Source organism: Halalkalibacter krulwichiae, assembly GCF_002109385.1.
Taxonomy (GTDB): domain Bacteria; phylum Bacillota; class Bacilli; order Bacillales; family Bacillaceae_D; genus Halalkalibacter; species Halalkalibacter krulwichiae.
This window is the reverse complement of record NZ_CP020814.1, coordinates 1131023-1146332: the sequence shown is the minus strand read 5'-3', so window position 1 is coordinate 1146332 and position 15310 is coordinate 1131023. Positions and strand designations below refer to the sequence as shown.

The 15310-nt window shown below is 36.4% G+C and carries 11 protein-coding genes and 1 pseudogene; all 12 read right to left on the bottom strand.

Annotation, left to right across the window (positions count from 1 at the left end; all coding sequences use genetic code 11):
* Positions 1 to 155 precede the first annotated feature (155 nt).
* The 12 genes and pseudogenes from BkAM31D_RS06000 to lysA all read right to left on the bottom strand — a co-directional run bounded on the left by BkAM31D_RS06000 (position 156) and on the right by lysA (position 15303).
* Complete coding sequence (locus BkAM31D_RS06000; RefSeq protein WP_066154153.1) at positions 156 to 1709, bottom strand: extracellular solute-binding protein; 1554 nt, start codon at positions 1707 to 1709, stop codon at positions 156 to 158.
* A 64-nt stretch (positions 1710 to 1773) separates the two neighbouring features.
* Positions 1774 to 2715, bottom strand: coding sequence for a pectinesterase family protein (locus tag BkAM31D_RS05995; protein ID WP_235820411.1), 942 nt, complete (start codon positions 2713 to 2715; stop codon positions 1774 to 1776).
* A gap of 315 nt (positions 2716 to 3030) precedes the next feature.
* Entirely contained in the window at positions 3031 to 5328 is a 2298-nt protein-coding gene (locus BkAM31D_RS05990) for a helix-turn-helix domain-containing protein (protein ID WP_066154150.1), read from the bottom strand.
* A gap of 213 nt (positions 5329 to 5541) precedes the next feature.
* Positions 5542 to 6387 carry a sugar phosphate isomerase/epimerase family protein gene (locus BkAM31D_RS05985; RefSeq protein ID WP_066154147.1) on the bottom strand — a complete coding sequence of 282 codons (846 nt, stop codon included), beginning with the start codon at positions 6385 to 6387 and terminating at the stop codon, positions 5542 to 5544.
* A gap of 11 nt (positions 6388 to 6398) precedes the next feature.
* Entirely contained in the window at positions 6399 to 7949 is a 1551-nt protein-coding gene (locus BkAM31D_RS05980) for a glycoside hydrolase family 28 protein (RefSeq protein ID WP_066154145.1), read from the bottom strand.
* 11 nt (positions 7950 to 7960) lie between these two features.
* Entirely contained in the window at positions 7961 to 8641 is a 681-nt protein-coding gene (locus tag BkAM31D_RS05975; RefSeq protein ID WP_066154143.1) for a rhamnogalacturonan acetylesterase, read from the bottom strand.
* 185 nt (positions 8642 to 8826) lie between these two features.
* Positions 8827 to 9570 (bottom strand): NAD-dependent epimerase/dehydratase family protein, encoded by a 744-nt coding sequence (locus BkAM31D_RS05970; protein WP_066154140.1) that lies wholly within the window; start codon positions 9568 to 9570, stop codon positions 8827 to 8829.
* 149 nt (positions 9571 to 9719) lie between these two features.
* Positions 9720 to 11123 (bottom strand): glucuronate isomerase, encoded by a 1404-nt coding sequence (gene uxaC / locus BkAM31D_RS05965; RefSeq protein WP_066154138.1) that lies wholly within the window; start codon positions 11121 to 11123, stop codon positions 9720 to 9722.
* A gap of 169 nt (positions 11124 to 11292) precedes the next feature.
* Positions 11293 to 12123, bottom strand: a complete 831-nt coding sequence (kduI, locus tag BkAM31D_RS05960) for a 5-dehydro-4-deoxy-D-glucuronate isomerase (protein WP_066154135.1) — start codon at positions 12121 to 12123, stop codon at positions 11293 to 11295.
* A gap of 39 nt (positions 12124 to 12162) precedes the next feature.
* Positions 12163 to 12921 (bottom strand): 2-dehydro-3-deoxy-D-gluconate 5-dehydrogenase KduD, encoded by a 759-nt coding sequence (gene kduD / locus BkAM31D_RS05955; RefSeq protein ID WP_066154132.1) that lies wholly within the window; start codon positions 12919 to 12921, stop codon positions 12163 to 12165.
* Positions 12922 to 13028: 107 nt separating this feature from the next.
* Positions 13029 to 13798: pseudogene (locus tag BkAM31D_RS05950) on the bottom strand (DeoR/GlpR family DNA-binding transcription regulator).
* A gap of 185 nt (positions 13799 to 13983) precedes the next feature.
* The gene (gene lysA / locus BkAM31D_RS05945; protein ID WP_066154125.1) at positions 13984 to 15303 is read right to left on the bottom strand and encodes a diaminopimelate decarboxylase; all 1320 of its coding nucleotides are present in this window, start codon (positions 15301 to 15303) and stop codon (positions 13984 to 13986) included.
* Between the last annotated feature and the right edge of the window lie 7 nt (positions 15304 to 15310).

Sequence of the window (15310 nt, the reverse complement as noted above, 5' to 3'; positions counted from 1 at the left end):
AATTGTTTCGTAGAGATTCGTTTCCAGAGTATAAGTGACATAACCATTATCAGTGATCACATTATAAGCTGAATTTCTTCCTGAAAAGGGAATCTCTCAGTTTACATACTAACAAGAAGAAGGAATGGCGTTAACGCCATTCCTTCTTCTTGTTGTTAATTTTGTTCTTGATATGAAGCGTTGAATTCTTCAATAACAGCGTTTCCACCTTGTGATTTCCAGTTTTCAACCGCTGCTTCGAATCCTTCTTTATCCGTTTGACCAAGAATGTAGCGAACTGTTGCATCATCAATCATTTGCTTTAATCTATCGCCATCGCGTATAAATGTTTCTGAATCTAAGATGATTGTTGGATCTGTAATTAAATAATCATTGTTTTCTAAGATTAATTGGTCTGCCTTTTGTCTTACTTCATAATCCGTATATATGGTGTAACGACCATTCGTCGCAGGCTCTCCAACTTCTAGTGTTAAATATGGACGAATCTCTCTATCTATTTTCTGTTGATCTGTTGTAATTGCAGAAGCTTTTCCGTCAATGACTTCGTAATGCTCTCCCTCAATTCCCCAATAAAGAATGTTAGCAATCTCAGGATTCATAAGCTCGTTATAAAAACCTAGAATGCTAAGAAGCTTTTCTTCTGACTCAACGGCAGATTTAGGAAACATTACTAATTCACTAAATCCAGGAATTGCCCAGACCCCAAATTCACCATGCGGTCCTTCGACATAGTTATGAACATCAAATTCAATATCTGGGTTTAATGCACTTGCATCATTATAAAGACTTGTCACATCTTCCATTGAACCAACATACACACCAGCTGTACCATTTGTTAATAAAGCTACTTGGTCTTGCTTACTTGTTACAGGGAAATCTTGGTTAATATAACCGTTTGAATGCATTTCATGATAGAAGTCTAACGTTTCCATAAACTCAGGGAACATAAATTCTGGTAATAATTCTCCATCTTTTTCGCCCCACTCATGTGGTGTTCCAAACCAAGACGCAACTGTTTTAAACCCACCATATACTAGGTCACTACGATCTGCTAAACCAATCGTATCATTACGCCCAGTACCATTTGGATCATCTTCAGTAAAGGCTCTCACCATTTCCATAAATTCGTCTGTTGTTGTTGGTGCTTCAAGACCTAAATTATCAGCCCAATCCTTACGGTAAATCATTCCTTGACGAGATAATGGTCTACCCTGGTAAATACCATAAATTTTTCCGTCTACTGTTGTATTAGCTAGAATTTCATCATTAAAATTACTTAAGTACTCAAATTGGTCAAGATATGGTCCAATCTCCCAAAACTGATCGTTACGAATTGCATCTTTAAATTGATTTAAATGTTGGAATCCAACACGAACAGCTTCTGGGAAAGAACCTGTAGCAAATGCCGTGTTTAATCTTTCTTCATAACTACTGTCTGGAACCCATTGAATATCTAACGTGTAGCCTGTTCTTTCTTCGATTAGTTCTTGAATTTTCTTATCAGGAGTTTCTGCTGTATGAAGGTTTGTCATAATAGAAAACTCAATCGGTTCTATTGAGTTAACATCGACATCACTTGAATCTCCCGTACTTCCAGAAGAGTCAGTGTCACCACTTGAAGTGCTTTCATTATTGCTGCAAGCAGAAAGTAACATTGCAAATAAAGCAAAGGTAAAGACTAAACCAAAAACCTTCTTAGACTTAAACATTTACTAACCCCCATCTAATATATTTGATAGTACTATAATTGAAGCAATGCTAACTGAATTCTACCTATCTTTTTGGCTCCCAGCCATCTAAGATATATGCTTTGCTATATTTCCTCGAATCCTCATCTGTGAGTTGCTTTCTAGATGCATTAACACTTGCCCCTGGTCCAACATTTTTATATTCATAAAAACGTGCATCTTTGGCTTTAAATCCTGACATGTCCGTCCAGCCGTCTAAATGAATATGTGAGCCTAAGTAACAATACATAAATACAACGTTGGCCACAGCATTTGGATTCCCACCTGGGTGCCAAGGACGTCCTAAATAAACCGTATTACATTCTGCCGTACTAATTAATTTACATTTTAGAAATAAATACCCATAGCGCTTGTTGACTAATGTACTGGCGGCTGTAATATAACCATTTACTTGTAGGCCTCGATCAATAGATTCAATAACACATTCTTCAAATACAGCCTGAGCTGCCCCAAAAATAAAGTCGACATGTCCTTTAATGTAGCAATGATCGAAATACTGAGTGCCAGTATTAGCATATAACGTATCCTGATGTCCGAGAAATTGAACTTCTTTAAACACCAACCGCTTACCACATGTATAAGCAGCGACCGCTTGCTTCCCCTCTACATCCTCTAAGTAATCAAAAGAATTCTCAATCGTTAAATGTTCTGCTCTGAAATCATCAGCAAAAACATACAAACTAGCACTTCCACTCGTACCATATACTCTGCCGCACTCACTTTTTTTTCCGGCATAGTTATCAAAGGTTATAACCGTTTCAAATGCATCTTCGCCCCTTATTGTCATAAAGGGTTTTGACGATGGAATCCAAACAACCTCTTTGTAGATCCCTTTTTTTACATAGATTACACATGGACACTGCTCGGGGACTGCTTCAACAGCCTCCTGAATTGAGAAAAAGTCTCCCTTTCCATCCTTTGATACAACTAGATACAAAGGTTCTGTCATCTTTAAACCTTGTTTCATTGTTCATCCACCGCCTACTTAGTAAGAAATGGATAATACATCTGTAAGCCCTTTCATAATCACCTCCAAAAACAAATCAATCATGTTGATTATGCATACATGATTAAGAAATCTAAGTTGATCGTATGCTACTTACTAAGTGAAGTATATAATCAAATACTCATAATGTAAGCACTTACACGTTGTGTTACCAATGGTTTCGTCGATATCTGATCTAATGATTATCTACGTAACATTTCATATTATGTTTACACTCCAAAAAGAAATGGCACTTAGAAAAGGCTCGCTCACCTTTTTAAGTGCCATATCACATGTTTACGACGTTTCTTTGTACTTTTCGCGATACTGCCCAGGTGTCATATCCTCTTGCTTTTTAAACGAACGAATAAAGTTCTGTGAGTTTTTATACTTTAATTTTTCAGCAATATCTTTAACCGTCATATTTGTTTCAATTAACCACTGCTTCGCAACTTTAAAACGATACATAGCTAAATACTCACTGAACGTATAGTTAGTCTCTTGTTTAAAGACACTGCTTAAATAATTAGCATTATAATGAAGTTGTGCAGCACATTCCTCTAAAGTAACCTCAGTGTCATATTGATTCTGAATAATATCAATGATTTTCTCCGAAAGATTTTGAAATTGAGATTCTCGCCGATCATTAAACACTTTCAGTAACGGCATAATCAATCGACCTTTAAACCAGTCCTCTATTTCTTCTTTCATATGAAGTTGAAGCAGCTCCTCATATAAAGATGCATGATAAACATCAATTTGTTGAAAACTGACTCCACTTTCTTGCTTAACCATTAGCAAACTGTTTAACAATCTCATAAGAGAAATTTGATACTCTCTTGGGGATTGTGCATTTTTAAATGCTTTTGACATCCAAGCAGATAAATGGCTTAACACTTTTTCTTCGTCAGCTAATTTTATTGCAACAAGCAATTCTTCTTCTGTTCTCTTCGGATAATCGAAAAGAACTGTATGTTTTCCAGAGTTAATACTACTAAAGTGAATAATAACGCCTGCCCCAAGTTGCATTCTGTGTTTTAATGCTTCAATGCCTTCTCTATACCCTCGTTTAGCTTCTTTAATCTCATGGAAAGACATACTTACACCGATACTAACCGATAAATTCAATGAATTCTTAATAACCTTTTGTATACTTTCTGTTACCTCATATACATGATCCATTGTAGAGTCTTCATACCCTAGCAAAATCACTAACGTGTCTTCAATCCATACCGTAGGTAATCGATTGTCTATTGCAATCGACTCTTCAACTATATTTCGAACAGCAAAAGATAATTTTTCAAGATCATTTGAATCATAGTTTTTCTTTTCGGTATTATCGATGTGCAATGTACAAACAGTCATTTCCTTCCAACTAGCTACTCTTTCGTCCAGTTGATAATAAGATAAGTTTTGTGTGATTTCACTCGACCTAAAATTCCCTGTAAACAATCGATTTAAAAACAATGACCTGATTTGCTGAGTATGTTCTCGCAGTTCCATTTCCAAATTTGATTTAGATGAGAATAAGTCATTGATATGTTCCTCAATAATCTCTATCTCATTTCTGTTATTGCGATCTCTGTTTCGGTCTGGCAGTCGTTCTTCAATATAACCGACCAATTTATTCACCGGGGAATATAATCTTCGACTGATAATCCAAATATATAAAATAGAAGTTAACACAATAAACGTAATGACAAAAAACGTAAACCACCCTATTTTTTTACTTTCCTCTGTTAACATATCAATTGAAGTAAAAGAAATATAATTCCAATTATTAAAATCAGATCTTTGGTACGTAACAGTATACGGGAAGTCACTAGATTCAATCTCGAATTGACCTGCCTTTTCTGAAAAGCCATTTAGTGTGTCAATATATTTCGTATCATCCAAGAATTCCCCTATTAAAGTTGGGTCTCGATGGACGATTATCCGGAAATTTTCATCTGTAATCATAACATCATCTGACAGCTCATCAACATTTATCATTTCTGCTAAACTACAAGTTGCGATATTTGTAAATGCCAGTCCATATTTTGAACTCAATTTCGGGGGTAATTTTTTTACTAGACTAATAGTATGAGGACAATTCCGACCAGAGATCGGTTCTGAAAAGGCCTCATTTTCTAAAAGAATCCATGTCGTATTAAATTCCAAATCAAGATAAGACAAATATGTATCTTTGTCTGGATGTTCGTTCAATCTTGACAAGCCAGCATTGTTTACTAACCAGTCTTCTTGAATATTCAGAAGAACAACCTCATCGACTTTCGTGTCAAATGATCGTAGATTACTTAGCTCTTGTCTTAATTCTCTATAGATAGAGAAATCCTCTCCTACTAACGGGCGTCTTATAACTGAATCCATTAATGGGGAGTCAATCGTTCTACTAACACTATGATGAACGGTTACTAGAACTTGTTCAATGTTCGACTGAATTTGCCTAATAATCTGAATTTTCTCGTGGTTTACTTTTTCTTGAATATGTTTAGACGACTGAACATAAGCAAATATTCCTACAATAATAACCGGGATTACACTCGCAACACTTGCGAAAATTATTAATTTCGTCAGTAAGCTTTTACTTTTCATTTACCGACCTCCTCTCAACACCCCCTATCACTCAAATGAATGAAAGGGTTTTCATTCGTACTTATTAAAGGTTTCAAATTGTTGCAATTATGCAGAATATGTCGTTTATTATAACATAATTACTCTCCATCATGTTTATCATTATGTAAGAATTAAAAAGAGTCTATTTTCATCTTACTTAAAAAATAGACTCTTCTCATTATCTCTTTTAGATTACGCTCTCGCAGCTCGCTTTATTGTTTCGATTCTTTTTCCTTCAATAAAAGACTTAACTTCACTCATCTTATTAGGAGGCGTATGTTCCATAATAATGTCACATTGTGGCTTATACGATTGTAATAAGGATAAGTAGAGATCATAATTCATTTGACCAGTCCCCGGGGTAACCGTTTGAATTTCCCCATGTTCATCAATCATCCTATCTTTTGCATGACAGGCAACAATTCTTTCTCCTAACAGATCAAATGCTTCTTGTATAACCTCATCTTGTTTATGAAAATTGTCCGCTGTTAATAAATTCCCCGGATCTAAAACTACACCCAAATGAGTTGATGGTAACTCATCTAGCATTCTCTTAAGTGATTTTGCACTACCAATTAAATGATCATTGGCTGGTTCAATTCCAATTGTAACTCCCCATTTTTGAGCTTCATATATTAATTCGCTTAAAGAACTCTTCAATGTTTCCCAATCCTGATCTGTTACTTCTTGTATAGGCATCTTACCTACTTCCACAGCAACAATTGGCGCTCCGAACAAGGGTGCATATCGAAGCAACTCTTTAAAGCGCGCTAAATTCTCTTGTCTTTTTTCTATATTTCGATCAAATAAATGGAGATAGCAGGCTAGAACAGATATGGAAACTTGATGCTTATCGAATTCTTTCTTAATGCGTCTTACTAGGCCAGGGTTTAACTTTCCTACTTGTGTAAAATCTTCATCATTTAACGCTTTCCAAATCGCTAATTGAACATGCTCAATCTTTTTTGAGCCAATTCTCTCTGCCAATTCCTTATACGGCAACTTTCCAAATAAATGAGCCAATGCACCAACAGTCATTCCTGTTCCTCCTATTGTGATTTAATTAGTTTCAGTTCATTTGAATCGACTTCATTACTTACCGAAACAAAATCCCCCTCTTTGATCCTCTCTCCTTTTACTGTGATATTCTTATTTCCAGTTATATTTAAGAAAGAATTTAATGGTTCAGTGCTTATTACCTGATCTAACACCACTTGCTTACAATTCTCTAATTGAGTTAAAGGTCCGTTCTTTATGTTTAATTTCACATTAGAAAAACTGAGCTCTACACATTCGGAACAGCAAATCCCTTCAAACGAACTAATCGTTATATTCGTAAAGTTTATATTTTGTAAGGGCATCTCTGGCAAGCCTTTCATTTTAATTGCTGTTTGTGCACCAGTGCATAAAACGTTCGTAATGGTAATGTTACGGAATATAGGTGTTTTCTCCGTTACTTTCTCATCCGTTAAAACCTTTTCACCTTCTAATTCATAGAACATCTGAAAAACAATTGCTTCATTTTTTATATCATTCATTGTAATACGGTCAACGTAAATGTTCTCGACAACGCCTCCTCGACCACGTGTGCTCTTAAAGCGTAGTCCAACATCGGTTCCAAAAAAAGAACAATCACTAATCGTAATATCACGAACTCCACCTGACATTTCACTACCAATTACAAACCCACCATGACCGCTGTATACTTGGCAGCGTCTAATCGTTATATGCTCACATGGTACTCCTAAAAGACGCCCTGCCTCATCTTTTCCTGATTTTATGCAAATAGCATCATCTCCTACATCAAAGATACAATCTTCGATCAAACCAAATCGACTAGACTCAACATCTAATCCATCACCATTTTGAGAGAACCAAGGGTTCCGTACAGTAATGTTTTTTATCGTTATCTGTTCACAAACCCAAGGATGAACACACCATGCTGGGGAGTTCTGAAATGTTGGTCCGTCTAATAATATTCTCTTACACCTTCTTAAACTAACTAAGTTCGGTCTAAGAAAATCTTTTATATACTTGAAATCTTCTACATTTCTTGAACCGCTATTACGTAACTGTTGAAATACTTGTTTCCCTTTTAACGCTTGCTCACTCGGCCACCAAACTTCTCCTTCTTCGTCTACAATTCCACCTGAGTTAATTAATTGTTCCCACTGCATCTCCGTCATTTTATAACGCTTCACCGGACGCCACGCACTACCCGAACCATCTATGACACCGCTTCCAGTTATGGCGACATCTTCTAACTCTTCTCCATCTAACGGTGACCTGCATCTAATAGTTTCCTCTCCTTCAAAGCTAGAGAGAATTAATGGATATTGATCAAAATTAGAACTGAATAGCAAAATAGCCCCATCTTCAAAGTGAAGATTAAGCTTGCTTACAAGTTGAATCGGTCCGGTAAGCCAAATTCCTGCTGGAACAATAACTTTGCCACCTCCAACCTCTTGAATTTTCTTCATTACAACTTGAAACACATTCGTATTATCATACATTCCATTTCCTATAGCCCCAAAATCTGTAATATGAAACACGTTTTTTGGTATTATAGGTTGTTTGATTTCTTGATTCTCAGTAATCATTTGCCCCTCCGCTACTCAATCATGTAATTAGCTATAAGAATTTGCTTCTCCTTACAACCTTCAAGTACTAATCTTGCTATATGTTTTGCGCCATATTCAGAAAGATGAGTATTATCTTTTACACCCTCTTGATAATTTACATGCTCCCCCTGTTTAATCCACAAAAAAATTTCCTTTGTTTTTTCAGGTCCTAATTTTTCAAATAATGTTTTGCTCTTCTTCGTTATGTCAATAAGTGGCACATGATACTCCTTTGCAAGTTCTCTCATCGCAGTTGGGTAATAACCATGTGTTTCTACCAAACTACCATCTGAATGGAACCCTCTGCGCTCGATCGGAGTCAACAAAATTGGGTTTGCTCCCTTTTGTCTTGCCTCTTCAATATAAAGTCTCAAGTATTCTTTATAGGAAGTAAATGGGTCTGTATAACGCTTCTCGTCCTGTTTTGAATCGTTATGCCCAAACTGAATGAAAAAAAAGTCTCCTTTTTCTAACTTAGTACTTATTTTCTCTAGTCTTCCTTCTTCCACAAAACTTTTAGAACTTCTCCCAGACGAAGCATGATTATGAATACTTACTTCTTTTGTTAGTAATGAACCTATTACTTGTCCCCAGCCAGCTCTTGGAAATTTTGATTGATCGTAATTCGATGCTGTCGAATCACCGGCAATAAAAATACGAACTTTCTCCATCTGCTCACCTCCATTTAAGGTGATTATAGGAAATGCTTACTAAGTACGTAAATAATCATTAGATTAGGTATCTCTTACACCATTGATAACTTCTTATAAAACACATACTCATTCCCTCTGGTATGTAAACAAAATAGAGATTATCTTAGGAAAGGCATGACTGACTATCCTAAAATAACCTCTTTCTATAATATATCCGTTGTGTCCTCATGAGACTCAAATCCAAGTTCACTTTTTGCATTTGCCATGTCCCATGGTTTCCCAGGATTATCTGATACCCCGTAATATGTACCAAATGAACGATCTGTTTCAACTGCTGCAGTAAATAGACGAATTAAATCAGTATGTGACAGTAGAGTCTTTTTTAACCTGTCATTTTCTTCAATCGTTTGCTTTGTCACTCCTTTTGGCACTGATCCAATTCGAATATTAATAACGGAGATATTTTCTTCTATTGAGAATAATTGACCAATTTGTTCTGATGCATATTTAAGTACGCCGTACAATCCTCTTGATGAAGGCTTATCTTCAATTGTAATTTCTCGTCCAAGTAAAGAACGTCCTTCTTCTTCATAAGCATCCGTTACATGGTTAGTGCTGGCAAAGATCACTTTAGGAATGTTTTTCTTTCGAGCCGTATGAAGAATGTAATAAGTTGCCTTAAAGAAAGTAGTTGTCATCTGTTCAAAAGTTTGTACATCTTCTATTGCATGTGAAGTGTCTGTATTTAACAAATTAATAAGAACATCTGCTTCAGGAACCAGTAACAGTAAATCATCCAAACTCGTTGCATCTACTTTTATAAAAGGTACATCGAGTGTTTCATTTTTTTTATGATCCAAAACCGTAACTTCATAATCCTTCAACAGGCCTTTTGTTAAAATGGTACCAACTGTTCCAGCCCCGCCGATGATTACAATTTTTTTCATAATGTGAGCAAACTTCCTTTCTCTTTGTAACAATAATAACTTGGGTTTCCTAACTTAATTCTAATTATGTATAGACGTATTTACCGGATGATTCACAATAAAAAAACTGGCTCAAATAAGAGATTTTCTTATGAGCCAGCCTTCTTCTATTAATTAATTTCAAAATACTGTTCAGCATTATTAAAACAAATGTCTTGAACCATCTTTCCTAACAATTTATAATCTCGAGGTGCTTCTCCGCTTTCAACCCAACCTCCGATTATATCACAAAGAATTCTTCTGAAATATTCATGTCTTGGATAGGAAAGAAAGCTTCTAGAGTCGGTTAACATCCCAACGAAACTACTTAATAAGCCAAGGTTAGCAAGATCCGTCATCTGCTTCACCATACCATCTTTTTGATCGTTAAACCACCATCCAGAGCCAAACTGAATCTTCCCATTCGTACCACTTGATTGGAAGTTTCCAATCGCTGTCCCAATTACGTAATTATGAATTGGATTTAAATGGTATAAAATTGTTTTAGGAAGTTCATCTTCTAAGTCAAGCTCATTTAGAAAAGCATTTAATGGTCTAGCTAAATCAAGATCATGGATTGAATCAAAGCCGGTATCTGGTCCTAACTTTGAAAACATTCTTTCATTATTATTACGGATTGCACCAATATGCAATTGCATGGCCCAACCTAAAGATGCATATAGTTTTCCTAAGAACAATAGAGTATGTGTTTTATACTTCATTTCTTCTGACTTCGTAATAGCTTCCCCAGTCTTTACTTTTTGAAAGATGACAGAAGCTTCTTCAAACGTACACTCTTCAAAAGGAATATTCTCGATGCCATGATCTGAAATTCGGCAACCAACTTCATGGAAGAAGTGTGCTCTATTTTCCAGTGCAGCAAGGAGATTTTCATAATTTACAATTTCAATTTCAGAAGCTTCCCCTAGAGCTTCAACATATTGAATAAATCCAGGGCGAGCTATTTCGACTGCTTTATCAGGACGGAATGTAGGTACAACTTTAGCCGTTATATCTGGATTATCCTTAATAGCTAAATGATATTCTAATGTGTCGATTGGATCATCTGTTGTCCCAATAACCTTCACATTAAACTTTTCAATCATTTTTTGAGTAGTAAATTCCTCGGTCTCTAATAAACGGTTACAGTGATTCCAAATCTCTTCACTTGTATCTTCATTTAATAGTAGATCAATATCAAAATAGCGTTTTAACTCCATATGTGTCCAGTGGTATAGTGGATTCCCAATCGTTTTTGGCACTGATTTAGCCCACTCGATAAATTTTTCTTTATCTGTGCCTCCACCAGTGACTAACTCTTCATCGACCCCAAGAGTTCTCATCGCTCTCCATTTATAATGATCACCATGCAACCAAATTTCTGATAAGTTCTTGAATGAACGGTTCTCAGCAATCTCTTTCGGACTTAAGTGGCAATGATAATCGTAAATAGGCATATCTTTCGCATACTCATGGTAGAGTACTTTGGCAGCTTCGCTGTTCAGCATAAAATCATCATGAATGAACGGTTTCATTATTTCAAATCCTCCTAACAAGAATAACAACGTTGTTATTTTAAAGTAAGTAAAGGCTTACATTCAATTTAATCATACAGGATTTTATTCTCTCATTCAACTATTAAAAAGAAAGACTGACTAAATCTATCTTTTTAAGAGTAGAATTCAAGTCAGTCCTAACTTTAAATTACTTAAGATCTTCCATCTTCACAAAGTCCATGTCTGTGAATGTATAATTTTCTCCTGCCATTGCCCAGATGAATGTATAATTCTTCGTCCCTACTCCGGAATGAATAGACCATGGTGGCGAAATGACTGCATCCTCATTCTTTACAACTAAGTGACGTGTCTCACTAGGTTCGCCCATAAAGTGGAACACCCTTGAATCCTCGTCCATATCAAAGTATAAATAAACTTCCATTCGACGATCATGCACATGTGCTGGCATTGTATTCCACATATTGTTTGGTTCAAGTAAGGTCATTCCCATCATTAATTGACAACTTTGAAGACCACCATCATGAATGTATTTATAAATAGTACGATTATTAGATTCACTGTCTGATCCCAGCTTCGTCGGTTCAGCATCAGCAATTGGTAACACTTTCGTTGGATACTCTTTATGGGCAGGTGAAGATACGAGATAGAATCGAGCTGGATTATTAGCATCTTCACTATGGAATGTCACATCTTTTTTCCCTCTTCCAACATATAAACAATCACGCTTATTTAACTCAAATTCTTCTCCATCAACAATGACCTTACCCTTAGGTCCAATGTTAACGATTCCAATTTCTCTTCTAGCCAGGAAAAAGTCCGTTTTTAAAGCATCTCCTGCATCAAGAACTAAAGCTTGACTTGTTGGAATTGCCCCTCCTACAACCACTCGATCATGATGTGAGTAAACCATGTTAATTTTACCGCTTTCAAAAAGTGACTCAATTAAAAACTCACTTCTTAATTTCTCTGTTGTGTATTGTTTCGAATCTTTTGGATTTGCTGCATACTTGATTTCCATCTTAATAGTCCCCTTCCAAATACTAGAATTATAGTTTTATTATGAACTCATCCATCCACCATCAACACATAATACATGCCCGTTAACATAGCTTGATGCTTCAGAAGCTAGAAATACAACGGGGCCTTTTAGGTCTTCTGGTTTTCCCCATTCCCCTTTTGGAATACGAGAAGTAATGTAAGCATTTCTTTCTTCGTTTGCACGTAATGCCTCCGTATTGTCTGTTTCCATATATCCAGGTGCGATAGCGTTTACATTAATTCCTTTACTCGCCCATTCATTTGCTAATGATTTGGTCAAACCCGCAACTGCATGCTTGCTCGCAGTGTATGCAGGTACTCTTAAGCCGCCTTGGAACGAGAGCATAGAAGCAATATTTATAATTCTCCCAGAACCATTCTCAATCATATGATTGCCCACTTCTCTACACAATTGGAAAACTGAATTTAGATTAACATCAATGACAGCCGTCCAATCTTCGTCCGTGAAAACCTCTGCCTCTGCTCGTCTAATAATTCCTGCATTATTAACAAGTATATCAATCTTGCCTGTTTCTCTTACCGCATCTAAAACTAGTTGTTTCGCTGCTTCTGGTTGAGAAAGGTCTGCTTTAATTTGATAAAACTTACGGCCTAGCGCTTCTATTTGTTCACGCGTTGCGCTCATATCACTAATACCTGCACCAATAACATCAGCACCAGCTTCCGCTAAACCAATGGCCATTCCTTGACCAAGACCTCTGCTCGCTCCTGTAACTAGTGCAACTTTTCCATCCAATTGAAATGAAGATCCCACCATTAGATTACCTCCAAGTCTTGCTAACTAAGTATTTTAATGTTCATTTATGTTCGTTACAGTTCGATTATAGCACCTGTAATGTTTTGTTTCAAGATAGCTTTTGAATTTTAACCACTTTTCTGACAAATAGTTAGAGAAAGCCCTCGTTTCATCAGTTCCTGTTCTATGTCTCTCTCCAAATGATAATCAGTAATGATTTCATCTAGGTTATCAATGGTGGCAAATTGGATAAGGCCAACCTTTCCAAATTTTGATGATTCTGCTAGTAATGTCACACAATCAGCGCAGGCTACAATCTGGCTTTTCCATTCAACATGAAAACTATTAAGTACAGTTAAACCATGTTCAATGGAAACACCCGTCGCACCAAAAAATAACCGATTCACTCTGATCTTCTTTAACATTTCAGACGCTTGAACCCCATATAATGAAGAAGAAGCCCCGATTCTACTCCCCCCAAAACCATCAATTGTACCTTCTCTTTATCAATTAATTCGTGAGCAATCTTAATATCATTTGTAATAACAGTTACCGGAAAGTCACCTAACAATTTAGCTACTTGTAAAGTGGTACTCCCACCATCCAATAAAATGGTTTCATTTGGTTTAATTCTGTTTTTAGCTTCTGTCGCAATAGCAATTTTTCGGTCACTCACCCTAGATTGTCTTTCTTCGATCGGAAAGATCCTTTCCTCTTCTTCCTGTAACACCGCTCCCCCATGTACTCTTTTTAATAAACCTTTTTTCTCTAAAGCTTCTAAATCAATTCGAATCGTTTTTTCAGTCACCCCAAGAGCCATACTTAATTCTGATACTTTAACAATTTTATTTATTTCAAGCTCTCGTAAGATTTGTTCATATCGCTCAACAGATAACATAAGATCCTCCAGTTCATTTTAAGTATATTCTCATTATCAAACCTAAACGAACATTTGTAAACATTTTTTTTGACATAAAGATAGAGAGCCACTTTATCAGCGTAACTACTGATCTAAATAAAAACAAATTCTACTAAAAAAAGAGACCAATCAATATGATTAGTCTCTCCTTCACTATTTATTATTTATTTTACAACTTTTTTTGGTAACGACAAATCAAGACGGACAAGGTCTTCATATCGTTCACGTCGGATTACTTCAAAGGCTTCTCCGTTTTCAACAAAAACAACAGAAGGACGCGGAATACGATTATAGTTGTTCGCCATTGCATACCCATAAGCACCTGTACAGAAGACAGCAAGTACATCTTCATGATTAGCCTTAGGGAGAGGTAAATCCCAAATTAACATATCTCCACTTTCACAACATTTTCCAGCAATGGAGAATGTTTCTGTCGCTTCTTCATTCGCTCTATTAGCAAGTACTCCTTCATATTCAGCTTGATATAGCGCTGGGCGTAGGTTATCGCTCATCCCACCATCTACAGCTAAATAGTCTCGCACATTAGGAATATGTTTGTGAGACCCAATTGAATAAAGCGTTGTCCCTGCATCACCAACAAGAGAGCGACCTGGTTCAATCCATATTTCAGGCATTGTTAACTGATAAGCTGCCGCTTTATCTTTAACAACTTCAATCATCTTTTTTACATATTCTCCTGCCGGAAGTGGTGTATCACCTTCAATATATCGAATACCAAACCCACCACCAAGATTTAAGACTGTTGGTGTGAAATTGAACTTTTCTTTCCACTCGCCAATTAATTCAAACATCTTCTCTACCGCCATTACAAAACCAGTCGTCTCGAAGATTTGTGAACCAATATGACTATGGACTCCAAGCAACTGCAAAAACTCATCTTCATTCGCTTGCCAAACAGCTTCATGAACTTGACCGCTTACTAAGTCAAATCCAAATTTCGAATCTTCTTGACCTGTTGAAATGTAATCATGTGTATGAGCTTCTACTCCTGGTGTAATTCGAAGCAACACGTCCATTTTATGCTGCCTCTCACGACAAATACGGCTTAGTTCACGTAATTCGTAAAAGTTATCTACAACAATACAACCAATTCCTGCTTCAACCGCCATCTCAAGCTCAGCTAAACTTTTGTTATTGCCATGAAAATGAACTCGCTCCATCGGAAACCCCGCCTGAATAGCTGTATATAATTCACCACCAGACACAACATCCAAACTTAAACCTAGCTCATCGGCAAGCTGAAACATGGCAATACAACTAAATGCTTTACTCGCATAGGCAACTTGAAATGGTACACCTTCAGATTTAAACGCTTCTTGAAATTGTGCAGCACGTTCTCGAATCAAGGCAACATCATAGACAAATAATGGTGTGCCATATTGTTTAGCAAGGTCAACAGTGTTTACGCCACCTATTTCTAAATGACCTAATTCATTTATCCGACTTGTTCCATGTGTATACATTTATGTG